Below are 24,097 nucleotides of genomic sequence, written 5' to 3' on the forward strand. Positions count from 1 at the left end.
TTCCGGTTCACCGTCGGGTCACGGCGTCGGTGGCGCGGTCCGCGTCGGCCAGGGCCGCCGCCACCACCGGGCCGACGAACGCCTCGGCCACCAGCACGAGCCGGGTCCGTTCCCCGGCGAACGCGTGCTTGGCCTGCAGCGGACCGTCCTGCTCGGACACCCCGCCACCGCCTGTCGTCCTGCCCCGGGCACGGGCCGCCAGCGCGGCCTTGACGTGGGCCGCCTCCGTCGCCGCCCACACGTCGTCCTCGGCCAGGCCGAACTCGGCGGCACGCCGCGCGACCGCGGCCACCACCGCCGGTTCACGACCCGCCCGCAGCCGGTGCAGCCAGTCGTTGATCTCGATGACCCGCCAGAACAGCCGGTGCTCGGGGTCGAACCGCTCCCGCAGCGTGGCGGGTACGTGCCGCATGCCCGGGTCGACCGCCCGCAGCGCCCGCCACAGCGGACGCAGCCGCAGGTAGTCCCGGACCGCCTCCCGGCCCTGCCCCACCCGCTCCGCCACCCGCGACAGTCGTGGACCCCACGCGGCGATGCTCGCACCGACCACGACAACCGGCACGGCGAGCGTGAGCGTCCGGGGCGCGGCGACGCTCCACGCGTCCAGCTCCGCGCCGAACCAGCTGCCCACCACGGCGACCAGCACGAGGACGGCGTAGGCCGAGCCGATCAGCACGCCGACCGCGTTGAGGCGCAGCCCGCGCCGCAGCCACGGCCGGTCGTCCGGCGTCTCGTCGGCCCACAGCCAGCACAGCCGGACGACGTTGAGCAGCCCGACGAGGTACGTGACGTGGTAGAGCACCAGCAGTTCGGCCAGGTAGGGGGCGTCGGCGAACGCGGCCGGGAAGTCGCCGTGGTGCTCCTCGTCCGGCGAACCGAGCACGAACAGCACGACGACCGCGGCCAGCACGACCGCCGAGGCGACGAGCACCTGCCGGGTCGTCCGCCACGCCCGCGCGGGCGGGTGCCGCCAGTACAGCAGCATGGCCTGGTTCGCGGCCACGAACGCGATGCCGAAGCCGTACACCAGCAGCACCGACAGGTTCGGCACGCCGGTGAACCGGTCGAAGTTCACCCCGACCACCGGCGCCAGGAACAGGAACGCGGGCGCCGCCGTCACGCACGCCAGGCAGATCGGCAGCACGGCGGGCCGCAGCTCGGGCGGCGCCTGGCGGTAGGCCCGGTACTTGTGCGCCAGCAGCGCCAGCACGCCGCAGGCGCTGAGCAGGTACTGGACGTCAACCACGGTCGCCCCGGTCGGGCGAGTACCCGAACGTGTACCAGGCCCGCGTCGCCAGGTCGTCGCCGTCGGGCCGGGACGGCTCGTGCGGCTGCCTGCCCGCCCACTCGATCAACGCCCTGGTCAGCACGCCCGCGACCCGGTCGGCCTCGCGCTCGTCCCGGCGGGACAGGTTGGTCCGGCCGGCCAGGATCCGCAGCATCGACGGCGACAGGTCCGGGTACAGCAGCCGGCGGCCCTCCTCGGCGTCGAGCCGCGGCGGTTGGTGGCCGCACAGCATGTGCGCGATCTCGTGCAGCAGGATGAGCAGCCGGTGCACCCAGCTGCGGGCCGTGGTGACGATGATGACGTGCACCTCGTCCTCGGTGACGGCCCACAGGCCGCTCGTGCCGCCCGCGCCGAGGTCGTCGAACCGCAGGATGATCTCCCGCCGCAACCGCCGGGCCATGACCTCGCACAGCCGGACGCACACCGCCTCGGTCGTCGCCGACCGGTCCAGGTCGAGTTCGCGGATCAGCTCGTCGCGCAGCTCGCGCAGCCGCTTCGCCTTCACCTGATCACCACGCGGTCACGTCGTCAGCGGGTCTCGTCATCGGCCACCCCCGGTTCGAGCACCCGCTTGATGGCGTCCTCGGCCGCGACGCCGGGGTGCAGCGCGCGCACGAGTGCGAGCAGGATCTTGTTGCGCACCCCCGGCGGTGGGGGTTGTTCCGCCGTGCGCAGGATGACGGTGTTCACGCCGAGCTTGTCCATCGCCAGCCGGGTCTCCAACTGCTCGTCCACCCGGGCGGCGAGTTCGTCGTCGAAGAAGTACGCGGGCGCGGCGCCGAACGCCTCCGCCAGCCCGAGGATGTGCTTGAGCCTGGGGTTGTCGCTGGTGCCGGCGAGGAGTTCGCGGATGTAGTTGGCCGAGATCGAGCCGTACGGGCCGCCGCTGATCCGGCTCGCGACCTCCTCCGGCGAGAACGGGCCGCGGTCGGCCGGGTACACGGTGCTGAACAGGTGCCTCAGCGCGCCGCGCCGCCACGCCGGCCGTTCGCCCTCGTGCAGGTGCGCGCGACCGCCGACGAAGCACGCCGGGTGCACGCCCAGCGCGTTGGCCAGTCCCTCGATCGTGCGGCAGGTGGGGTTGTCCTTGTCGCCGCGGCGAAGCTGTGAGATGTAGGTGTGCGTGATCTCGCCGCCGTCGAGGCGGATCCGCTCGGCCAGTTCCACATTCGTGTAGCGCGGCCGGTCACCGGGACGCAGGCACAGTTCATCGAGGATGTCGGCGAATAGCCGCTGCCCGCCCGCGGTCATCTCCACCCCTCGACTGCTTCATCCCGCAAGCATTTCCACTGCCGCTGGCAGGGCCAAGCTACTCCGCAACACCAGTTGATTCCAGGGTGGGCCGCCAGTAGCCTGGCCACGGCGGTTCCACTGCTGTTGGGGGCAGGGAGCGTTGGCGTCCTGACAGTGGAACGGTAGGAAAGGGCCGGCTGCGCGGTGCGGCGAGATCCCGGTGACCACGCCGGTCGTCACCAGGCCCTGCGGTTGTGCCGCCGCCTCCGCCACGGCGGCACGCACTGAGGGGTGCGCAGGGCCGAGGGATCTCGTGGACGGGCGAAGCGCGCGGGTACCCGGAATTCCCGCCGATCACGTGTCGGGTCCGATCTCCTCGGCTACCCCGGTGGCGTTGGCATCACGCCGAGAGCCGGAGGTGGGCGATGACCAGCCCGGACATCATGAAGAGCCCGGAGAGCGCGGTCGGCCGCGGTGCGGTGGTCGTCGGGTTCGACGGCTCCCGGCGGTCGAGGCAGGCCGCGCGCTGGGCGGCGCGCGAGGCGGTGAGCCGAGGGGCGCGGCTGCTCGTGGTGAACGTGATCCGCGGGCCGTTCCCCGAGGTGGTGGTGACGCCGGTGTCCGCGCCGCTGCCGCAACTCGTCGGCGAGCAGGCCGTGCGCGCGTACACGAAGGACCACCTGGCCGAGCTCGCCGCCGAGTGCGAGCGGGTCGCGCCCGGGGTCGAGGTCGACACCCGCGCGTTCGACGGCCACCCCGCCGCCGTGCTCGCCGAGGCCGGGCGGGAGGCGCAGCTGCTCGTCGTCGGCTCGACCGGCGCGACCGGGCTGGCCAGGGTGTTCGCCGGCTCCGTCACCGCGGACCTGGCCCACCACTTCGCCCAGCCTCTCGTGGTGGTCCGCCACGGTGACTCCGACTCCGACTCCGACACCGGTGACGGCCGGGTGGTGGTCGGGGTCGACGGGTCGGAGCCGAGCGACCGCGCGGTCGAGTTCGCGGTCGACCACGTCGCCAGGCACGGCGGCACGCTGATCGGCGTGCACGCCACCACAGGACTGCCGGTGGACGCGATGGCGCCGGGCGGCGCGTGGGGGCAAGGGCTCGGGCTCGGCCTGGACGTCGAGCAGCTCCGCACGTCCGCGGACGCCCTGGTCGCCGAGTCGTTCGCCGGTCCGCTGGCCCGCCACCCCGAGGTGCGGGCGGAACGGGTGGTGTCGCCGGCCCGGCCGGCCCAGGCCCTGGTCGAGGAGGCCGAGGGCGCGTCGCTGCTGGTCGTCGGCAGCCACGGGCACGGCGCGCTGCGCCGCGCCCTCCTCGGCTCGGTCAGCCACGCCGTGCTCCACCACGCACCGTGCCCGCTGGCCGTCGTGCGTGGTCACGGGTCCGAGCACTGACGACCACGCCAGGCGCCGGATGGTAGGAAGGCCTGGTGAACAACGCGGAAGACGGGGGCGGGCTGCGGCTCGCGCAGGACGAGGTCGTGTCGCTGGCCAGCGAGCTGATCAGGATCGACACGACCAACACGGGGGACCCGGCCACGGTCGTCGGCGAGCGCGCGGCGGCCGAGTGGGTCGCGGAGAAGCTGGGCGAGGTCGGCTACGAGACCACCTACGTCGAATCGGGGGCCAAGGGCCGCGGCAACGTGATCGCCCGCCTGGCCGGCGCCGACCCGTCCCGGGGCGCGCTGCTGGTGCACGGTCACCTGGACGTGGTGCCCGCCGACGCCTCGGAGTGGTCGGTGCACCCGTTCTCCGGCGCGGTCCAGGACGGGTACGTGTGGGGCCGCGGCGCGGTCGACATGAAGGACATGGTCGCGATGACGCTCGCGGTCGCGCGGCGGTTCAAGCGGGACGGCGTGGTGCCGCCGCGTGACATCGTGTTCGCGTTCCTGGCCGACGAGGAGGCCGGTGGCCTGTTCGGCGCCAAGTGGCTGGTGGACAACCGGCCCGAGCTGTTCGAAGGCGTCACCGAGGCGATCAGCGAGGTCGGCGGCTTCTCCATCACGCTCAAGGACGACGTCCGGGCCTACCTGGTGGAGACCGCCGAGAAGGGCATCCGGTGGCTCAAGCTGCGCGTGCGCGGCACCGCCGGCCACGGCTCGATGATCCACAACGACAACGCGGTGGCCAAGCTCGCGGCGGCCGTGACCAAGCTGGGGCAGCACCGGTTCCCGGTGGTGCTCTCGCCGTCCGTGCGCGAGTTCCTCGCCGGTGTCTCGGAGATCACCGGCCTGGAGTTCCCCGAGGACGACCTGGAAGGCTCGATCGGCAAGCTCGGCGCGTTGTCGCGGATGATCGGCGCGACCCTGCGCGACACGGCCAACCCGACCATGCTGTCCGCCGGGTACAAGGCGAACGTCATCCCGTCGGTCGCCGAGGCCACCGTGGACTGCCGCATCCTGCCCGGCCGCGAGGAGGCGTTCGACCGCGAGCTGGCCGAGCTGCTCGGCCCGGACGTGGAGCGGGAGTGGCTGGGGCTGCCGCCGGTCGAGACGACGTTCGACGGCGCGCTGGTCGACGCGATGACGGCGTCCATCACCGCCGAGGACCCGGGCGCGAAGGTGCTGCCGTACATGCTGTCCGGCGGCACGGACGCCAAGTCGTTCCAGCAGTTGGGCATCCGCAACTTCGGCTTCGCCCCGCTGAAGCTGCCCGCCGACCTGGACTTCTCCGGCCTGTTCCACGGCGTGGACGAGCGCGTGCCGGTCGACGCGCTGCAGTTCGGCGTCCGCGTGCTGGACCGCTTCCTGCGCAACTCGTGAGCCCGCGCCGCACCACTGGACTGCCGATCACCAGTCCAGTGGTGCGGCGGTCCCCGCGCTCAGCAGCAGGTCGCGTTCCGCGACGTCCGTCATCGGCAGGCGACCGGCGACGCCGTCCAGGTCGGCGCACGCCGACTCGACCAGCACCACGAACCAGCGGGCGAGCCGTTCGACCGTCCCCGCGTCGAACAGGTCGGTCGCGTACTTCAGCGTCACGCCGATCGACCGCCTGCTCATCTGCAGTTCGAGGGTGAGGTCGAACTGGCCGGTCTGCTGCGCCGGCATCGGGGTCGCGGCCACCCGCACGCCCTTGTACTCGAACGGACCACGGCCCTCGCCCTGGAACAACTCGTCCACCAGCGCGTCACCGCCGCCCGCCATGTACGCGGTCACCAGCACCTGGAACAACGGCGACCGGCTCGGGTCGTGCGGCACGCCCAGCGCCGCGGGCAGCATCGGGAACGGGTAGTGCCGGTACGCCGTGGCCCGGCGCAGCTGCGCGCTCGTCCCGGTGACCAGTTCCCGGAACGTGGTCCGCGTGCCGACCACCGGCCGCAGCAGCACCGGGTTGACGAAGAACCCCACCACGTCGGCCATCCGGCGGTCCTTCGTGGACGTCGCGCAGCCGATCAGGAAGTCCGGCCGGCCGGTGTAGCGGTGCAGGAGCAGCTCGAAGACGCCGACCAGGAACACGAACGGCGTGACGTGCGCCCGCCGTGCGGCGTCGTGCAGCGCGGACAGGACGTGCTCCGGCAGGCGCGTGGCCACCGCCGCGCCCCGGTACCGCTGGACCGGCGGCCGGGGTCGGTCGGCAGGCAGGTCCAGCGCGATCGGCGCACCGGCGCAGATCTCCCGCCAGTACGCCGCCAGTTCGCCCATGCGCGGTGACGCCAGGAGTCCACGTTCCGCGCGGACGTGGTCGGCGTAGGTGGCGGTCGGCTCCGGCAGGTCCACCGCCTCGCCCGCGCGCCGCGCGCGGTAGGACTCGAACAGGTCGCGCATGATCACCCCCTGCGAACCCGCGTCCACCACGATGTGGTGCGCCACCATGACGAACACGTCCTCGGCCGGGCCGCGCAGCAGTGTGAACCGCACCAGCGGCGGCTCGCGCAGCGAGAACGGCTCGGCGATCACCTCCCGCACGAACGGCGCAAGGTCGTCCGCGTTCACGGTGCGCACGCGCAACCCCGTCACGTCGTCCTCGTGGATCACGCGCACCGGGTGTTCACCTGAATCCGCGAACGACGACCTGAGCATGTCGTGCCTGCGCGCGGTGTGGCGCACGGCGGCGTCGAGCGCGTCGAGGTCGACCGCGTCTCGAATGCGAATGCGAAGGCGACGTTGTACGCGGCGCTGTCCGGCGCGATGTCGTGCAGGAACCACAGGGCTTCCTGACCGACCGTCAACGGGTGCGTGGTCATTTTCCGCACGGTAGCCGCCGGACGGCGGAAAATCCGGCGTATTCGCCGATAGAGGCCCAGCGGAGGAACCTCCGGCCCGATATGGCCTCAGTATTGGATTCGGGTTCACGCTACCGGGTGCCTGGGTTCCTGTCACACCGCCGAACGTGTGCGGTCGTGACAGCCGAAATACGTGTGAGGAGTCGCCGTTCATGGACAACGATGGGTCGACGCGCCCGGTCGCGTTGGTTTCCGGGGGAGCCAGGGGTATCGGTCGGGCGGTGGTCGTCCGCCTCGCGCAGGCCGGTTACGACGTCGGTTTCTGCTACCGCCGCGACGCCGAGTCGGCCGAGCTGACGGTCGAGGAGGCGGCGCAGCACGGCGGCCGGGTGGTCGCCGAGCGGGTGGACGTGGCCGACAAGGCGCAGGTGGACGACTACGTGCGGCGGCTGGTCGCCGACTTCGGCACGCCGTCGGCCGTCGTGAGCTGCGCGGGCGTGGCGCGGGACAAGCCGCTGGCCCTGCTGGACGCCGACGACTGGGACTCGGTGCTGCGCACCAACCTCGACGGCACGTTCAACCTGTGCCGGGCCGCCCTGCGGCCGATGATCGGGCGCCGGGCGGGCGCGTTCGTCACCGTCTCCTCGATCGCGGGCGTCGAGGGCAACGCCATGCAGACGAACTACTCCGCGTCGAAAGCCGGGATCATCGGCTTCACCAAAGCGCTCTCCAAAGAGGTCGGCCGGTACCGGCTGCGGGCGAATGTGGTCGCCCCGGGTTGATCGACACCGACATGACCGCCGCGCTGGACGAGCCGACGACCAAGGGTTATCTGCGCAACGTTCCGCTGAACCGGATCGGCCGGCCGCGGGAAGTCGCCGAGGCGGTCGCCTTCCTGCTGTCCGACCAGGCCGCGTACATCACCGGCCAGGTGCTCCGGGTGGACGGCGGTATCGGGCTGTGATCGAATCGACAGGAAATTCCGTTCTTCGACACGCCGACGGTTTCCCGAGATCGTGCCGCGCGCTTTTCGCGGCCGGGCTCGGTGATTTCCGGTGAGCGGCGTGCGGGGTTCCCGGATCAGCGGTGTCGGCGGTTACCGGCCCGAGCGCGTGGTGACCAACGAGGAACTGGCCTCACGGACCACGGTCAGCGCCCAGTGGATCGAGGAACGCACCGGCATCCGTCAGCGGCGCTACGCCGCGGACGGCGAGAACGTCGTCTCCATGGCCATCGCGGCGGGTGCGGCGGCGATCAAGGCCGCCGACCTCGTGCCGGACGACGTCGACCTGGTGATGCTCGCGACATCCTCGCGCGAGCAGTTGGCCCCGGCCGGGGCGCCACAAGTGGCCAGCGGCCTGGGCGCTGGGGGCGCGGGCGCGTTCGACCTGAACGCCGTCTGCGCCGGGTTCACCTTCGGCCTGTCCGTCGCGTCCGACGCGGTGCGGACGGGACAGGCCGAGCACGTGCTGGTGGTCGGCGCGGACAAGTTGTCGCCGATGATCGGCCCCGAGCTGCCGGACACGTACGCGATCTTCGCCGACGGCGCGGGCGCGGTCGTGGTCTCGGCCGACGAGCACGAGCACATCGGCCAGGCCGTGTGGGGCAGCGACGGCACCCGCTCAACCGTCATCGAGTCCAAGACCCGCCCGGACGGGCTGGTGCGCGCCACCATGGACGGCCCGGTCGTGTACCGGTGGGCCACCGGGCAGATGCCCGCGGTGGCGCACGCGGCGTGCGCCCGGTTCGGCGTGACGATCGACGACATCACCTGGTTCGTGCCGCACCAGGCCAACCGCCGCATCACCGACACCATCGCCCGCGCGCTGAAGGTGCCCGGCGACCGGGTGGTCACCGACATCACCGAGACCGGCAACACGTCGGCGGCGTCCATCCCGCTGGCGTTGTCGACGTTGGCCGACAGCGGCCGGGCGGCGCCCGGCGACCTCGCCCTGCTGCTCGGCTTCGGCTCCGGGCTCAGCCACGCGGGCCTGGTCGCCCGGCTGGGCTGACCGGCTCCTCCCACCACCACTACCGAAAGGACCTGCGGCCATGTCCGTGGACATCCTGCAAGTGATCAGCGCGACGATCCGGGAGCTCATCCCGGACTACGAGGGCGGCATCGAGCTGTCGTCCAGCTTCGAGGAGATGGGCGTGGACTCGCTGAGCCGGGTGCGGCGTACGTGCCGCTGACCGCCGCCACGCCCACCGCCCGGATCGGCCGCGTCCTGGCGGCGGCCGGCGCCCGCACGGTCGTCACCGACGCGTCGTCGGCCGGCCGGGTCGCGTTCGGCGGCACGGTGGTCCGCGCGGAGGACGTGTCCGGTGTGGACCCCGTGGCCGCGGTCGCGGGTGACGGGGCGGACCTGGCGTACGTGATGTTCACGTCCGGCTCCACCGGCGAGCCGAAGGGCGTGCAGATCGCGCACGGAGCGCTGATCAACCTGCTCAAGTCCATGGGCAGGCTGTTCGACTCCGGGCCGGGGCACGCGTGGCTGGCGGCGACGGCGGTGTCCTTCGACATCTCCGCGTTGGAGCTGCACCTGCCGTTGACCACCGGTGGGCGGGTCGTGCTCGCCGACGACCACGACGCCGTGGACGGTGAGCGGCTGCTGCGCCTGGTCGACGCCCACGCGGTGACCCACGTGCAGGCCACCCCGTCGGCTGGAAGCTCGTGCTGGCGGCGGGCGTGCCGCGTCCGGACGTGGTCGCGCTGGTGGGCGGCGAGGCGTTGCCGCCGACGTTGGCCGCCCGGCTGCGCCCGGCGGTGGCCCGCCTGGTCAACGTGTACGGGCCGACCGAGACCACGATCTGGTCGACCAGCTGGGACGTGCCGGAGTCGGCGGGTGAGGTGCTGATCGGCAGGCCGATCGCCAACACGCGCGTGCACGTGCTGGACGCGCGGCACCGCCGCGTGCCGGTCGGCGTGACCGGTGAGCTGTACATCGCGGGCGACGGAGTGGCGCAGGGCTACGCGGCCCGGCCCGACCTGACCGCCGAGCGGTTCGTGCCCGAACCGTTCGGCCGGCCGGGCTCCCGGATGTACCGGACCGGTGACCTGGCCCGGTTCACCCGCGACGGCTGCCTCGACTTCCTCGGCCGCGCCGACCACCAGGTGAAGGTGCGCGGGCACCGGATCGAGCCGGCCGAGATCGAGGCCGCGTTGCTGCGCCACCCCGGCGTGACCGACGTGGTCGTCACGGCGCGGACGGACGGCGACGGCGAGCAGACCCTGGTCGCCTACTTCGTGCCCACGGCCGGCTCACCGGCGGTCGGCACGTCGCCGGCGCCCGCCGAGCTGGCGGCGTTCCTCGGCGAGACGCTGCCCGACTACATGGTGCCGGCGGCGTTCGTGCCGCTGCCCGCCTTCCCGCTCAGCACCGCGGGCAAGATCGACCGCAAGGCGCTGCCTGCGCCGGACCGGGCCGCGTTGGGCGCGCGCAAGCCGTACCTCCCGCCGACCACCGACACGGAACGGCGGCTCGCCGCGATCTGGCAGCGCGTCCTCGACGTCGACCGGATCGGCCGGGACGACCGGTTCTTCGAGCTGGGCGGCAACTCGATGCGGGTGGTCCGGTTCCTGGCCGTGGCCAGGGAGGAGGGGATCGAGCTGTCGCTGGCCACGCTCTACCAGCACGACACGATCGCCGACCTGGCCCGGCTGCTGGACCGCGGCGCCGCACCGCGCCCGTCCGGCCTCCCGTCACCTGTCGCGATGATGGCCGAGCACCACGTCCCGGGCGTGTCCATCGCCGTCATCGACGACGGCAGGCTGGTCGCCACCCACACGTACGGCGAACTGGCCGCGGGTGGCGGGGCGGTCACGCCGGACACGCTCTTCCAGGTCGGCTCGATCAGCAAGCACGTCGCCGCGCTGGCGGCGTTGCGGCTGGTCGCCGAAGGGGTGCTGGACCTCGACGGTGACGTGAACCGTCACCTGACGTCGTGGCGGGTGCCGTACCCGGCCGCCGGCTCCGCGCCGGTCACGCCACGGCTGCTGATGGCGAACCTGTCCGGCCTGTCGCCCACGTCGAACGAGCCGTACCACCCGGCGAAGGCGCTGCCGACCGTGCTGGACGTGCTGCGGGGCGAGCCGCCGGCCGAGCCGCCCGGGGTGCACCTGGTCGGCGAGCCCGGCCGGGAGTTCGTCAAGCACAACACGCACTTCGCGGTGCTCCAGCAGCTCCTGGTGGACGTCACCGGCCGCGACTTCGCCGGTCTGATGCGGGAACTGGTGTTCGACCCGCTGGGCATGGTGGACAGCAGCTACGACTACGCCTACCCGGAGGTGTCCGGGCGGCCGGTCGCGCTCGGCCACGACGGGCGCGGACAGGTGCTCGACGGCGGCTGACGCAACCGCTCGACCCAGGCCGCCGGCGGCCTGTGGACCACCGCCGCCGACCTGGCGCTGGTCGCGATCGAGCTCCGGGAGGCCTACCTGGGCCGCTCACCGGCGCTGCTCACGGCCGGGGTGGCCGGCCAGATGCTGGCCGTCGCGCACCCCGGCAGCCTGTTCGGGCTGGCCACCTCGATCGACCCGACCGGCTCCGACCTGGAGTACGGGCACGTCGGCGAATCGCCCGGCTACCGGGCCGTGACGCTGAGCCGGGCGCACGCGGGCACCGGCCTGGTCGTGCTCACCAACTCCGACAACGGCCGTGAGGCGCACAAGTTCGTCGCGGCACACGCCGACCGGCTGGTGGGCGACCTGGGCGCGGGGCTGGCCGCCGCGCACGCGTACTGACCGACACGGGGGACTTCCGAGACATGGGGCAAGAGATGGACAGCAACGCGGGACACCTGATCTCGATCACCGACCTCGGTGATCGGGACCTGCGGCACATCGTCGACCAGGGGGTGCGGTTCGGCGACCGGACCGAGGAGCCGGGGCGGCCGCTGGACGGCGTCGTGGTCGGCGTCTACTTCCGCAAGACCTCCACCCGCACCCGCACGGCGTTCTCCAGCGGGGCGCTGCGCCTGGGCGCGCAGCTCGTCACGTTCGGACCGGGCGACCTCCAGCTCAACACCGGCGAGACGGTCGGCGACACCGGCCGCGTGCTCGGCGGCATGCTGGACCTGCTGGTCGCCCGCACCGCCGGCAAGGAGCAGGAGCTGCGGGACCTCGGCCGGTCCGGGCTGCGGGTCGTCAACGCGATGAGCGCGCTGGAGCACCCGACGCAGGCGTTGGCCGACCTGACCACGCTGACCCAGCGGTTCGGCTCGCTCGACGGGCTGCGGCTGCTCTACGTCGGCGAGGGCAACAACACGTGCACGGCGCTGGCGTTGGCGCTGAGCCGCTACCCCGGCGTGCACTTCGAGGCGCGCACGCCGCCGGGGTACGGCATCCCGGGCGTGATCCTCGCCGAGGCCAAGGCCCAGGCGCGCGACCACGGGTCGGTCGTGGTCGAGCGGCACGACATGGACGACCTGCCCGCCGACGTCCACGCCATCTACACGACCCGCTGGCAGACCACCGGCACGGCCAAGCCGGACCCGCGCCGGCGGGAGGTGTTCGCGCCGTTCCGGGTCCACCAGGGACTGTGGCGGACGAGCCCGGACGCGGTGTTCCTGCACGACCTGCCCGCGCACCGCGGCGAGGAGGTCACCGCCGAGGTGCTCGACGGTCCGCGCAGCATCGCGTTCCGACAGGCGGAGAACAAGCTGCACAGCGCCATGGCCGTGCTGCGGTGGTGTGCCCTCGGCGTGCGGTCCGAGCTGGCCGGTGCGACCCGGTGAGCGTGACGACACCGGTGCCGCCGTTGCGGCGCAACCGCGACTTCCTGCTGCTGTGGGCGGCTGCGGGCAGCACGCTGCTGGGCACGCGGGTGACCGTGTTCGCCTATCCGTTGCTGGCCCTGTGGGCCACGCAGTCGGCGAGCGCGGCGGGCCTGGTGATGTCGGCGGCGTTGCTGCCGCAGCTGCTCGTGCAGCTGCCCGCGGGCGTGCTCGTGGACCGGGTCGACCGGCGGCGGCTGATGGTGCTGGCCGACATCGGGTGCGTGCTGCTGACGGCCGGCGTCGCGGTCGCCGTGATGGCGGGGCACACGTGGGTCGCGCACCTGGTCGTGGTGGCGTTCCTCCAGGGCAGCCTGGCGATCTGCTACGACCTGGCGGAACGCGCGGCGGTGCGGCACGTGGTGGCGTCGGAGCAGCTGTCGTCGGCGTTGAGCCAGAACGAGGCGCGGGCGCGGGCGGCCGGGATGCTGGGCCAGCCGATCGGCAGCGCGCTGTTCGCGCTCGTGCGCTGGTCGCCGTTCCTGTTCACGGTCGTGGCGCACCTGGTGTCGCTGGTGACGTTGCTGTTGATCAGGCGTGACTTCCAGGGCGAGCGGCCGGCTCGACGTGACTTCCGGACCGAGGTGGCCGAAGGGCTGCGGTGGATCTGGGGCCAGCGGCTGCTGCGCACCGCGATGGTGCTGATCTCGGTGAGCAACATCGTGTTCGCGGGGCTCGGGCTGGCGGTGATGTTCATCGTGGAGGCGACCGGTGGTTCGGCCGCGGTGCTCGGCGTGATCACCGCGATCGGCGGCGTCGGCGGCATGGTGGGCGCGTTGACCGCGAGCCGGTGGCTGCGGCGGCTGAGCATGCGCTCGCTGCTGGTCGGCGGGTTCACCGCGTGGGCGCTGACGGTCGTGCCGGTGGCGTTCACCAGCGACCCGATCCTGCTGGGCGTGGCGTTCGCGGCGTTCGGCTACATCGGCGGCGTGTTCAACGTGGCCGGCGGCGTGTACCTGGTGACGATCGCGCCGGACGCCATGATGGGCCGCGCGGTGAGCGTGATGACCCTGCTGGGCTCCGGTCTGGCGTTCCTGGGCGGCCTCACCGTCGGCCCGCTCCTGGACACGACCGGCGCCACCACCACGGTGCTGGGCCTGGCGGGCGTGATGGCCGCCCTCGCCCTCGGCGCGGTCACCAGCCCCACGGTCCGTGCGGCCGTCAACACGGTCTCCGGCCGCCCGCTCCGCTAACCGCACTCCCGACCGACTCACCCAGTCCGGTTCCCTTGAAACGCAGGCAACTGCGCAAGGGGACCGGACTTTTTCCCACCACCACGCGTGTCCTACGTTCGGGACCCCTGAATTCAACGCTCAGGACAGTGGTGGTTGTTGGCAGCGGATCACTAGGACGTCGGTGGTGGATAGGTTGACGTTTTCACCGGTGCGCAATTCCCGGCCGCTGAGCAGGTCGGTGCCGGCGACGGGGGACGGGACGACGCGGGGGGCGCCGTGGTTGAGTACGAACAGGTAGTGGGTGCCGTCGGGTGTGACGCGTTCGGTGACCTCGACGTCCGGCACGTCGGCCAGTGGTCCGGCGAGGTTGCCCAGGGCGGTGCGCAGGACGGCGGCCACACCGGCGTCGTCCAGCAAAGTGGCCACGTACCAGGCGTGGCCGCGCCCGCGTGACGCCCGCGTGACGGCAGGTGTTCCGGCGTAGAAGTCCGTACCGTAGGTGCCGATGACCTCCGCGTCGTCCGGCACGACTACCTCGAAGACGTGTCGGGCGTCGTACTCGGTGCCGAACAGCGTCACCGGGTTCACCACGTCGGGTTGTTGGGCGTCGGTTTCCTCGACCCGCAGGCCGAGCAGTGACGCGAACGGGCCCGGCACGTCGGACAGGAACGCGTTGTCGTCCTCATCTACCCGGCCGGACAGCGCGGTAGTCACGAACGTGCCGCCGCGCTCGACCAGCGCCGTCACCCGGTCCGCGAGGTCGCCCTTCACCATGTGCAGCAACGGCGCCACGACGACGTCGTAGCCGGACAGGTCGGCGGTCACGGGGATGACGTCCAGCGGGACGTTGGCTTGCCACAGCGCGCGGTGGTAGGTGGTGAGGACGTCGAGGTAGCGGACGTTGCGGTTGGGACCGTCGGACATCTCGACCGCCCACCAGCTGTCCCAGTCGACCAGCAGCGCGGCACGCGCGGGAGTCCGGGCGCCGAGGACGGCGTCACCGACCCGCGCGAACTCGGCGCCCAGCTCGGCGACTTCGCGGAACAGCCGGGTGTCCGTGCGGCCCGCGTGGTCGAGGACGGCGCCGTGGTACTTCTCGCAGGCACCGCGCGACTGCCGCAGCTGGAAGTACAGCACCGCGTCCGCGCCGTGCGCGACCGACTGCCACGACCACAGCCGCAGGACGCCGGGACGCTTGACCGGGTTCACGTCACGCGAAGCCGTCACCGACGGGGTCTGCTCCATGACCCAGAACGGCTCGCCGCCGCGCAGGCCGCGCATCAACCGGTGCGCCAACGCCATCCGCGCGGCCGTGCGAGCCGACGAACGGTCCTCGGGCGGGTAGTTGTCCCACGACGCGAAGTCCAGGTGCGGGGCCCACCGGTGGTAGTCGATCGGCTGGTACAGGCCCATCATGTTCGTCGTCACGGGCGTGTGCGGCGAGTGCTCGCGGATGGCCGCCTTCTCCGCCAGGAACCCACCGAGCAGCTGGTCGGACATGAACCGCTTGTAGTCCAGCGTGATGCCCTGGAACGCGGTGTAATCAGGCCCGCGCCAGTGCTCGGACAACGCGTTCGGCGGCTGGATCTGCGACCACTCGGTGAACGTGTGCGACCAGAACGTGGTGTTCCACGCGTCATTGAGCCGGTCGAGCGAGCCGTAGCGCTCGCGCAGCCACACGCGGAACGCTTCACCGCACTCGGGGCACCAGCACGCGCCGCCGTACTCGTTGCCGATGTGCCACGCCACGACCGCCGGGTTGTCCCCGTACCGCCGCGCCAGCCGCTCGGCCAGCGCCACGGCCGCCGTGCGGAAGTTGCGCGAGGAAGGGCAGGCGTTGTGCCGCTGCCCGTAGACGTGCCGCCGTCCCTCGAAGTCGACCCGGCACACGTCCGGGTACTTCGACGCCAGCCACGGCGGCATCGCGCCGCTCGGGGTGGCCAGCACGATCCGCATCCCCTCGGCCGCCGCCCGCTCCACGATCGCGTCCAACGTGGAGAAGTCGTAGCGGAACTCGGCGGGTTCCAGATGGGCCCACGCGAACACGCCCACCGTGACCGTGTTGATGCCGGCGAGCTTGAACGCGGAGTAGTCGGCGTCCCAGACCTCCCGGGGCCACTGCTCGGGGTTGTAGTCGCCGCCGTAGCCGATCCTCACGCGGTGAACCTTTCGGTCGCGTCGCGCAGCACCGGGTCGGCGTTGCGCAGGAGCAGGAGGGTGAACGGCGAGACGAGCAGCGCGAGCACCCAGTCGGAGGTGAGCACGACGAGCCCGCCGGCGGCGATGAGCAGCGACAACGCGCCGAGCGCACTCGCCGGTCGGGCGCCCAGGTAGTAGGACGCCAAGCGCGCGGTGTCCCGGGTGCGCAGCGAGAGGGTGGACGACAGCACCAGTGCCTGGGTCGACCAGAGCAGGATGGCCACCGCGATGACGACGAGCACCAGGCCGTACCCGGCGGGCACCCCGGCCAGCTCCAGGTTGGCCAGGCTGAAGCCGATCACGGTGAGCACCGCCAGCGCGGGCAGCCACCAGCGCAGCACGTCGAGCCAGTTGAGCCGGTAGCCGCGGCGGAAGTGCGCGGCGGGGGAGAGGTCGCGGTCGTTGAGGAACACCCGCCAGGCGTAGACGGCGGCCGACAGCGCCGGGCCGACCGGGGCGAAGCACAGCCCGATCAAGGGCGCGTTGCCCGCGCTGCGGTCGAGGAACAGCAGCACGAGGAAGCCGGGGGCGGTCGTCAGCAGGATCATGGCCTCGATGACGACGAACCAGTACACGACGGACGCGATGCGCGACAGGATGCCCGCGCCGATCTCGGCGGCGGGATCACCCCGTCGTTCGGCGGCCACGGTCACGGCCTCTCGTGCGGTGCGACGAGCCGGTCGTCGGACGCGCCGAGCAGCCGCCGGTCGTCCAGGCCTTCGTGCTCCTCGGCGTGCACCGGGGTGAGTTCGACGAACGTGACCTCGTGCCGGGCGAGGCTGAGGTCCAGCGGGACCTGTCCGTCCACGACCGGCACCGACCTGTGTTCCAGAGCGGGACGGGCGCAGTCGCGCAGGACGTCGAGCGTGCGGAGGTCGGGCGAGCGGGGACGGCCCAGTTCGCGCCAGGCGCCGAACGCGTTGCCGTCGTGCTCGTTGACCCGTTCCCGGCGGACGAACGCGCGCGGGCCGGTCAGCGGGACCGACAGCCGCACCTCGTGCCGCTCGGGCGCGTCCGGTCCGTCGGTGCCGCCGACCGGCTGCCAGGCGAGCACGGTGACCCGGCCGTCGTCGGTGGCGCACACCAGGTGGTCCTCGCCGCGTGCCAGCACCCGGGAGCCCATCCGGGCCATGAACGCGTAGAGGTGGTAGGTCGGCTTCGGCACCTGCCGGTGGGTGAGCAGGCCGAAACCGCCGTGGAACAACGAGGTCGGCACGTTCTCCTCCTCGAAGACGTCGCAGAACGTCCAGTAGGAGTACGAGTCCACCAGTTCCGTGCCGCCGGTGAGCACCGGGGCCAGGTAAGCCGCGTGGTAGGCCGTGTCGTGGATCGGGTTGTCCGGCCGGTAGGAGCTGTTGTACTCGGTGATGTGCACCGGCAGCCCGGCCAGCGCGGTGCCCGCGAGGTGCTTGCGCGGCGCCTCGAACTGCTCCAGCAGTCGTTGAGGAGCGGTGAGCGTCTGGTAGGTGCCGAACGGGACGTGCTGCGCGGGGCCGGAGGTGTAGGCGTGCCTGCTGACGAAGTCGATCGGTACGTCGCGGCGGGTGACGAACTCGGCGAACGGCTCCCACCACTCGTCCGAGCCGGGCGAGATCGCCGGACCGCCCACCTGCAGCTCCGCGTCGACGTCCTTGATGGTCCGCGCGGTCAGCTCGTACAGGCGGAAGTAGGCCTGCTGGTCGGCGTCCTTCCAGAAGTTGACCAGGTTCGGCTCGTTCCACACCTCGATCGGCCAGGTGCGCACCTCGGCCAGGCCGTAGCGGTCGATCAGGTGCCGGACGACGGCGCGGACCAGCGCCGCCCACGCGTCCCAGTCGTTCGGCGGGGTGATGTTGCCCTTCCACCAGAACACCGTGTCCTCGCCCGAGGCGAGCGCGGTCGGCATGAACCCCAGCTCCACGAACGGCCGGACGCCCAGCTCCAGGAACCGGTCGAAGACCTGGTCCACGTAGGTGAACGAGTACCGGGTCACCCCGTCGTTGGACCGGCGCAGCACGCCCATGTCGTCGGACAGCAGCCCGTGCCCGCGGATGTAGCGGAAACCGATGTCGCGCTGCACGAGCGCCAGGGACTCCTGGTAGTCGGCGCGCAGTGCCAGGTTGAGCCGGCCCGTGCCGACGCAGTGCCGCCAGGTGTCGGACAGGCGGCCGATCGGCTCGCCGGGGACGATGACGCGGTTCAAGTGCCCTCCCAGGAGCCCGCTGGGTCACGTCGGTCGGTGCGGAGGGTCCGGCCACGGCGCGTTCGCCATGACCGGACCGCTCACTCAGCCGTTCTTTTCCTTGTAGCGCTTGTACGCGCCGTTGACCAGCTCGACGAGGTCGTTCGAGCCCTTGGCCTCCAGCTCCTTGACGTAGGCGTCCCACGTGGACAGGTCACGCTGGCCGAGGATGAACTGCAGCGTCGACTGCGTGACGAAGTCCTTGAGCGGGCTCTCCAGCAGCGCGGCGCGCTCGCGCTCGTCCTCGTTCAGCGGCGCGGGCGGCGGCAGCGCCTCGACCTTCTTGTTCGCCATCGTCTTCTGGAAGGCGACTTCCTCCTCGGTGAACATCGACTGCAGCAGCTCGGTGGAGCCGCCGTAGTAGAAGACACCGCCCTGGAAGCCGAAGTCGCGCTGGAGGTTCTTCGGCGCGCCGACGTTCATGCCGCCGAACGCGACCTCGGGCTTGAGCGTCCGCTTGCCCGACGCGTCCTTGTCGTAGGTCGTGCCCGGCACGCCCCACTTGGTGAACTCCTGGGCCTCGTCGGAGTACCACAGCCAGTCGATGAACTGCATCGTCGCCACGAACTTGTCGCTCTCGGCCGCCTTGGCCGACACCATCAGGCCGCTCTCCAGGCGCGAGCCGCGGATGACGTCACCCTTGGGTCCGGCGGGCAGCGGTATCTTCGCCACGGTCGCGCCGGGGATCTTGGAGACGTTCGGCCGGTAGTCGTTGACGATGTTCTGCGCGTTGCTGCTGATCGCGAACGACTTGCCGCTGGCGAACTTCTGGATCGCCGCGTCGTCCTTCTGCGTGAAGCTCTCGGGGTCCATCAGGCCCTCGGAGACGAGCTTGTGGAAGTACTCGACCAGCTGCTTGTACTCCTGGGTCGCGCCGGTGAGCTCGTACTTCTGCGCCGACTCGTTCCAGATCGTGTTCTTGACGTAACCCCAACCGGCCTGCGTGCCGAACGTCTGGCCGGCGTAGTTGAGGATCGACTTGCCCTCGAAGCGGTCCGACAGCGGGTAGCTGTCCGGGTTCGCCGCCTTGATCGCCTTGAGGACGGTGTAGACCTCGTCCCAGTCCTTCGGGGCCTGCAGGTTCAGCCGCTCCAGCTCGTCGGTGCGGAACGCGAGCGTGTAGTCCTGCCAGACCTTCTCGTGCATGCCGGGCAGCACGTAGAACTTGCCGTCCTCCTGGCGCAGCGTGTTCAGCTCAGGCTGCAGCTTCCACTTCTCGACCTTGTCCTTGAAGTGCGGCATCAGGTCGATGTAGTCGCTCACCGGCAGGATCGCGCCGGAGGAGACGAACTGCTCCTCCTGGCCCGGGTAGGTCTTGGAGATGATCGTCGGTGCGTCGCCCGAGCTGATCAGCAGACCGCGCTTCTGGTCGTAGTCGCTGTAGGGCACGACCGTCGGCTTGATCGTGACGTTGGTCCGCTGCGTGATCTCCTTCCACAGCAGCCAGTCGTCCTTGATCGGGTAGTGCGACTGGTCGAGGTAGAGCAGGCTGACGTCGATCGGCTCGGCGGCCTTGAACTGCGCGCCCGCCTTGTAGTCGGCCATCGACGCGGTCTTCTTGCCGTCGAGGTTCACCCCACCGCCCGCGTCGGCGCCTTCCTCACTGCACGCGGCCAGGCTGACCACGAGGCTGCCGGCGACGGCAGTCAGAAGCGTTCGCTTCCATTTGGTTCGCATCGTGCTTGTCTCCTCAGGTGATTGACGCCGTCGTCAACTTGGAGCGGACGCGCTACTGCTTGACCGCGCCGAGCATCACGCCCGACACGAAATAGCGCTGGATGAACGGGTAAACGGCGATGATGGGCAGCACGGTCAGCACCATCGTCACGGCCTTGATGTTCGCGGAGATGGCGACGGCGTTGGTCTCCACCGCGCCGACCGACGTCGCCGAGGTGGCACCGGCGATCATGTTCCGCAGGTACACGGTGACCGGGAACAGGTCCGCCCGGTCGAGGTAGAGGAACGCCTGGAACCAGGAGTTCCAGTTCGCCACCGCGTAGAACAGGATCATGGTGGCGAGCACGGCCTTCGACAGCGGCAGCACGATCCGCAGCAGGATGCCGTAGGTGTTCAGGCCGTCGATCGCGGCGGCCTCCTCCAGCTCCGACGGCAGGCTCTCGAAGAACGCCTTCATGACCAGCAGGTTGAACACGCTGATCGCGTTCGGCAGCACGATCGCCCAGATCGTGTTGGTCATCCCGAGACCGTTGACCAGCACGTAGTTCGGGATCAGGCCGCCGTTGAAGAACATCGTGAACACCGCGATGCCGACGAGCAGGCCGCGGCCCTTGAGGTGCTTCTTGGACAGCACGTACGCGTAGATCGTGGTCAGCACGATCGAGATCGCGGTCGCCGTCACGGTGTAGATCACGGTGTTGAGGTAGCTGTTCCAGAACGCCGGGTCGGCCGCGACCAGCTTGTAGGTGTCGAGGTTGAACCCGCGCGGCACCAGGTTGACCTGGCCGGTGCGGATGTAGACCTCGCTGCTGAACGACTGCGCCACGATGTTGACGAACGGGTACAGCGTCACCACCACCACGCCGAGCAGCACGATCGTGTTGACGACGCGGAAGATCCGGTAGCCGCGGGAGTCGTCCAGCGACGTGCGGCGGGCACCCGCGGGCTTGTCCAGCCGCGCCATGACGCGCGTCGGGTCGGTGGTCACCACAGGCTCGTCCCCACTGTGCGGCGCGAGATCGCGTTGGCGGACAGGATCAGCGTCAGGCCGATGATCGACTCGAACAGGCCGATCGCGGCGGCGTAGCTGAAGTTGTTGGACACCAGGCCGACCCGGTACAGGTAGGTCGACACGACGTCCGCGGTGGGATAGGTCAGCGGGTTGTACAGCAGCAGGACCTTCTCGAACCCGACCGCCATGAACGTGCCGATGTTGAGGATCAGCAGCGTGATCATCGTCGGCCGGATGCCGGGCAGCGTCACGTGCCAGGTCTGCTGCCACCGGTTCGCGCCGTCGATCCGGGCCGCCTCGTAGAGCTGCGAGTCGATCGTGGTCAGCGCGGCCAGGTAGAGGATCGTGCCCCAGCCGACGGTCTGCCACACCTCCGACGAGACGTAGATCGTGCGGAACCAGCTCGGGTCCTGGATGAACGAGACCGCCTCGCCGCCCAGCGCCCGGACGATCTGGTTGACCGTGCCCTCCAGCGACACCAGCTGCATGACCATGCCGGCCACGATCACGATCGACAGGAAGTGCGGCAGGTACGACACCGTCTGCACGAACCGCTTGAAGTAGCGCGAGCGCACTTCGTTGAGCAGCAGTGCGAGCACGATCGGCAGCGGGAAGGTGAACACCAGCGACAGCGCGCCGAGCGCCATCGTGTTGCCGAAGACCTCCCAGAAGTTCGGGTCGTTGATGAACATCTTGACGTAGCGCAGGCCGACCCACGTCTCGCCGTAGATGCTGCCGCCCGGCACGAACTTGCGGAACGCGATGACGTTGCCGAGCATCGGCGCGTACCGGAAGACCAGGAAGAACAGCAGCGGGACGATGACGAGCGTGTAGAGCTGCCAGTCGCGCTTGAACGCCTTGCGCCACGTGGTCTTGTACCGGGGCGCCTTGGTTTTCCTCGGCGGTTTCCCGGGGTCCGGCGCGGCCGCGGTCGCCGGTTCGGTGATCTGGGTGGTCATGCCCGCTCCACCTCCTCGTGGGTGACCGACACGGCGCTGAGCCACCGCCGCGTGTGGTCGACTTCGCGCAGCGGGCCGTCGAGTCGCAGGTCCACCGCTTCGTGCACGTCCGCGCTCGACCGGGACACGCGCAGCTGCACCGCGCCCGGTTCCACCACGCGCCTGCCCGCCAGGCCGGTGAACGACGTGACGTCGGCCGGCACGCGGAACGTGACGCGGGCCGACGCGCCACCGGCCAGCTCCACCCGCGCGTAGCCGACGAGCCGCACGACCGGGCGGGTCACCTGGGCGACGGGGTCGTGCAGGTACAGCTGCACCACGTCCGCGCCGGAGCGCGTGCCGGGGTTGCGCACGTCCAGTTCCAGCTCCACCTCGCCGTCGGTGGTCCACGGCTCGCCGCCCGACACCACGCGCACGGGTGACCAGGTGAACGTGTCGTAGCCCAGGCCGTGGCCGAACGGGAAGGCGTGCGTCGGGTCCACATTGGACACTTCGCTGCGTCGACCCAGCGGTGCCGACAGGTAGGTGCCCGGCTGGCCGGACTCGTCGCCCGGCAGGCCGACCGGCAACCGGCCCGACGGCGACACCGCGCCGGTCAGCACGTCCGCGATGGCCCGACCGCCGAGCTGCCCGGGGAAGAAGGTCTGCACGACCGCGGCCGCGCCGGCGGCCAGGTCGCCGATCGCGTACGGCCGTCCGGTGATCAGCAGCAGCACGACCGGCGTGCCGGTGGCCAGGACCGCGCGGACCAGATCCGCCTGCGCGCCGGGCAGCCGCAGGTCGGTCGCGTCGCACCCCTCGCCCGACGTGCCGCGCCCGAACAGCCCCGCCAGGTCGCCGACCGCGACGACGCACACGTCCGCGTCCCGTGCCGCCGCCACCGCCTTGGCGATGTCACCGGCGTCGGGTTCGGCGGAGACCTCGCAGCCCTTCGCGTGGGTCACCGCGCCGCCCGCCGCGTCGCGCAGCGCGGAGAGCACGGTCGGGATCTCCAGGCCGAGCCCGGCGTCGGGGTGGTGCACGCCGATGTGCGCGGGGAACGAGTAGCAGCCCAGCATCGCCATCGGGTCGTCCGCGAGCGGGCCGACCACGGCGAGCCGCACGCCCGGCCGCAGCGGCAGGACACCGTCGTTGGCCAACAGCACTACGGACTCCCGCGCCAGGCGCAGCGCCACGTCCTGTGCTTCCGGGGAGTCGAGCCGGAGCTCGTCCACGTCCTGCGGCACGGGCGACCAGTCCGGGTCGAGCAACCCCAGTTCCACCTTCTGGCGGAGCACCCGGCGCAACGCCCGGTCGACCAACGCCTCGTCCACGTCGCCGCGCTCGACCGCTCCGCGCAACGGCGCGCCGTAGCAGCGCACGGTCGGCAGTTCGACGTCCACGCCCGCGGCGAGGGCCAGCGCGGCGGCGTGCGCCTCGTCCTCGGCCACGCCGTGCAGGGTCTGCAGGAACTTGATCGCGAAGTAGTCGGCGACCACGGTGCCGTCGAAACCCCAGGTGTCGCGCAGCAGCGTGGTGAGCAGCCCCGCGTCGGCCGCGGACGGCACGCCGTCGACGTCGGAGTAGGAGTGCATGACCGAGCGCACGCCGCCGTCGCGCACGGCCATCTCGAACGGCGGCAGGATCACGTCGGCGAACTCGCGCGGGCCGATGGCCACCGGGGCGAGGTTGCGGCCGGCGCGGGAGGCCGAGTAACCGGCGAAGTGCTTGAGCGTGGCGACGATGCCGGACCGCTCCAGTCCCCGCACGTAGGCGGTGGCGACCGTGCCGACGAGGTAGGGGTCTTCGCCGATGGTCTCCTCGGTGCGACCCCAGCGGTAGTCGCGGGTGACGTCCAGGACCGGCGCCAGCCCCTGGTGCACGCCCGCCGCCCGCATCGAGCGGCCGATCAGGCCGGACATCTCGGCCACCAGGTCGGGGTCGAACGACGCGCCCCAGGCCAGCGGCGCGGGATAGGCGGTGGCCTGCCAGGCGGCGAACCCGGTCAGGCACTCCTCGTGCACCAGCGCCGGGATGCCGAACCGGTTGGCGTCGGCCACCTGCCGCTGCGACGCGGCCAGCGAGCGGGCGCCCGCGACCGGCTCGACCGGGCGGGTGCCGAACGGGCGGGTGAGCTGGCCGAGACCGGAGGCGATGACCTCTTCCCACATCACGGGGTCGGCGGTCATGTCGTGCTGGTGCGGTGCGACACCGGCGCCGGAGGGGTCCGCGCCGACCCAGACCCCGACGAGCTGGGCGAGCTTCTCGTCGAGCGTCATCGCCTCGACGAGCGCGTCGACCCGTTCGGCGACGGGCCGGGAGACGTCCCGCCACACCGCGTTCGGCCGGTCGGCGGCAGTCGGAACGGCGTCGCCAACCGGCGTCGTCGCGACCTCCGTCGTCCTGTTCATCATCGAC

Annotated in this window: 21 protein-coding genes and 1 pseudogene; 10 read left to right on the forward strand and 12 right to left on the reverse strand. The window is 71.4% G+C overall.

The window, feature by feature from the left end; translation table 11 throughout:
- Window positions 1-7: 7 nt before the first annotated feature.
- From A6A25_RS08180 to A6A25_RS08190, 3 genes are read right to left on the reverse strand one after another with little or no spacing between them, the layout of a single operon-like run.
- The gene (locus tag A6A25_RS08180; protein WP_073887351.1) at window positions 8-1,246 is read right to left on the reverse strand and encodes an MAB_1171c family putative transporter; all 1,239 of its coding nucleotides are present in this window, start codon (window positions 1,244-1,246) and stop codon (window positions 8-10) included.
- Window positions 1,239-1,793, reverse strand: coding sequence for a hypothetical protein (locus A6A25_RS08185; protein WP_073887352.1), 555 nt, complete (start codon window positions 1,791-1,793; stop codon window positions 1,239-1,241). Before A6A25_RS08185 ends, A6A25_RS08180 begins: the two co-directional genes overlap by 8 nt.
- A 23-nt stretch (window positions 1,794-1,816) precedes the next feature.
- Complete coding sequence (locus tag A6A25_RS08190; protein ID WP_073887353.1) at window positions 1,817-2,545, reverse strand: helix-turn-helix domain-containing protein; 729 nt, start codon at window positions 2,543-2,545, stop codon at window positions 1,817-1,819.
- Between the two features lie 401 nt (window positions 2,546-2,946).
- Here A6A25_RS08190 and A6A25_RS08195 point away from each other — a divergent pair, with 401 nt between their 5' ends.
- Entirely contained in the window at window positions 2,947-3,915 is a 969-nt protein-coding gene (locus tag A6A25_RS08195; RefSeq protein ID WP_083668127.1) for a universal stress protein, read from the forward strand.
- Window positions 3,916-3,950: 35 nt separating this feature from the next.
- Window positions 3,951-5,282 (forward strand): M20/M25/M40 family metallo-hydrolase, encoded by a 1,332-nt coding sequence (locus tag A6A25_RS08200; protein ID WP_198932606.1) that lies wholly within the window; start codon window positions 3,951-3,953, stop codon window positions 5,280-5,282.
- A gap of 27 nt (window positions 5,283-5,309) precedes the next feature.
- Here the strand turns inward: A6A25_RS08200 and A6A25_RS08205 are convergent, their stop codons facing one another.
- Together A6A25_RS08205 and A6A25_RS45285 are read right to left on the reverse strand one after the other, a co-directional pair.
- Window positions 5,310-6,566 carry a condensation domain-containing protein gene (locus A6A25_RS08205; protein ID WP_241828546.1) on the reverse strand — a complete coding sequence of 419 codons (1,257 nt, stop codon included), beginning with the start codon at window positions 6,564-6,566 and terminating at the stop codon, window positions 5,310-5,312.
- A complete protein-coding gene (locus A6A25_RS45285; RefSeq protein WP_241828559.1) occupies window positions 6,491-6,703 on the reverse strand; it encodes a hypothetical protein in 213 nt (70 codons plus the stop codon). Before A6A25_RS45285 ends, A6A25_RS08205 begins: the two co-directional genes overlap by 76 nt.
- A 191-nt stretch (window positions 6,704-6,894) precedes the next feature.
- Between A6A25_RS45285 and fabG the strand changes: the two are divergent.
- The 8 genes and pseudogenes from fabG to A6A25_RS08240 all read left to right on the forward strand — a co-directional run bounded on the left by fabG (window position 6,895) and on the right by A6A25_RS08240 (window position 13,650).
- A pseudogene (fabG, locus tag A6A25_RS08210) lies at window positions 6,895-7,646 on the forward strand (3-oxoacyl-ACP reductase FabG).
- A gap of 91 nt (window positions 7,647-7,737) precedes the next feature.
- The gene (locus A6A25_RS08215; protein WP_198932607.1) at window positions 7,738-8,694 is read left to right on the forward strand and encodes a beta-ketoacyl-ACP synthase 3; all 957 of its coding nucleotides are present in this window, start codon (window positions 7,738-7,740) and stop codon (window positions 8,692-8,694) included.
- Window positions 8,695-8,734: 40 nt separating this feature from the next.
- On the forward strand, window positions 8,735-8,875 hold the full coding sequence (locus A6A25_RS43870) for a hypothetical protein (protein WP_158073695.1): 141 nt from the start codon (window positions 8,735-8,737) through the stop codon (window positions 8,873-8,875).
- Window positions 8,866-9,540 (forward strand): AMP-binding protein, encoded by a 675-nt coding sequence (locus A6A25_RS46210; RefSeq protein ID WP_073887355.1) that lies wholly within the window; start codon window positions 8,866-8,868, stop codon window positions 9,538-9,540. Before A6A25_RS43870 ends, A6A25_RS46210 begins: the two co-directional genes overlap by 10 nt.
- On the forward strand, window positions 9,450-11,033 hold the full coding sequence (locus A6A25_RS45290) for a serine hydrolase (RefSeq protein WP_338013200.1): 1,584 nt from the start codon (window positions 9,450-9,452) through the stop codon (window positions 11,031-11,033). Before A6A25_RS46210 ends, A6A25_RS45290 begins: the two co-directional genes overlap by 91 nt.
- A gap of 132 nt (window positions 11,034-11,165) precedes the next feature.
- Window positions 11,166-11,426 (forward strand): hypothetical protein, encoded by a 261-nt coding sequence (locus A6A25_RS46595; RefSeq protein ID WP_073887357.1) that lies wholly within the window; start codon window positions 11,166-11,168, stop codon window positions 11,424-11,426.
- 35 nt (window positions 11,427-11,461) lie between these two features.
- A complete protein-coding gene (locus A6A25_RS08235) occupies window positions 11,462-12,418 on the forward strand; it encodes an ornithine carbamoyltransferase (protein ID WP_073887358.1) in 957 nt (318 codons plus the stop codon).
- Window positions 12,415-13,650 (forward strand): MFS transporter, encoded by a 1,236-nt coding sequence (locus tag A6A25_RS08240; protein ID WP_083668133.1) that lies wholly within the window; start codon window positions 12,415-12,417, stop codon window positions 13,648-13,650. The genes A6A25_RS08235 and A6A25_RS08240 overlap by 4 nt, the downstream gene beginning before the upstream one ends.
- A gap of 120 nt (window positions 13,651-13,770) precedes the next feature.
- On the opposite strand, the gene A6A25_RS08245 is transcribed toward A6A25_RS08240, so the two are convergent.
- The 7 genes from A6A25_RS08245 to A6A25_RS08275 all read right to left on the reverse strand — a co-directional run bounded on the left by A6A25_RS08245 (window position 13,771) and on the right by A6A25_RS08275 (window position 24,090).
- Window positions 13,771-15,789, reverse strand: a complete 2,019-nt coding sequence (locus A6A25_RS08245) for a beta-galactosidase (RefSeq protein WP_073887360.1) — start codon at window positions 15,787-15,789, stop codon at window positions 13,771-13,773.
- Entirely contained in the window at window positions 15,786-16,484 is a 699-nt protein-coding gene (locus A6A25_RS08250; protein ID WP_241828547.1) for a DUF624 domain-containing protein, read from the reverse strand. The genes A6A25_RS08245 and A6A25_RS08250 overlap by 4 nt, the downstream gene beginning before the upstream one ends.
- On the reverse strand, window positions 16,481-18,013 hold the full coding sequence (locus tag A6A25_RS08255) for a GH39 family glycosyl hydrolase (RefSeq protein ID WP_073887361.1): 1,533 nt from the start codon (window positions 18,011-18,013) through the stop codon (window positions 16,481-16,483). Before A6A25_RS08255 ends, A6A25_RS08250 begins: the two co-directional genes overlap by 4 nt.
- An 84-nt stretch (window positions 18,014-18,097) precedes the next feature.
- Complete coding sequence (locus tag A6A25_RS08260; RefSeq protein WP_073887362.1) at window positions 18,098-19,729, reverse strand: ABC transporter substrate-binding protein; 1,632 nt, start codon at window positions 19,727-19,729, stop codon at window positions 18,098-18,100.
- 52 nt (window positions 19,730-19,781) lie between these two features.
- Complete coding sequence (locus tag A6A25_RS08265) at window positions 19,782-20,717, reverse strand: carbohydrate ABC transporter permease (protein WP_241828548.1); 936 nt, start codon at window positions 20,715-20,717, stop codon at window positions 19,782-19,784.
- Window positions 20,714-21,700, reverse strand: coding sequence for an ABC transporter permease (locus tag A6A25_RS08270; protein WP_073887363.1), 987 nt, complete (start codon window positions 21,698-21,700; stop codon window positions 20,714-20,716). Before A6A25_RS08270 ends, A6A25_RS08265 begins: the two co-directional genes overlap by 4 nt.
- Complete coding sequence (locus A6A25_RS08275; protein ID WP_198932608.1) at window positions 21,697-24,090, reverse strand: glycoside hydrolase family 3 N-terminal domain-containing protein; 2,394 nt, start codon at window positions 24,088-24,090, stop codon at window positions 21,697-21,699. The genes A6A25_RS08270 and A6A25_RS08275 overlap by 4 nt, the downstream gene beginning before the upstream one ends.
- Window positions 24,091-24,097: the final 7 nt, after the last annotated feature.

Origin of the sequence: Saccharothrix sp. CB00851 (genome assembly GCF_001905065.1) — a bacterium.
Taxonomy (GTDB): Bacteria; Actinomycetota; Actinomycetes; order Mycobacteriales; family Pseudonocardiaceae; genus Actinosynnema.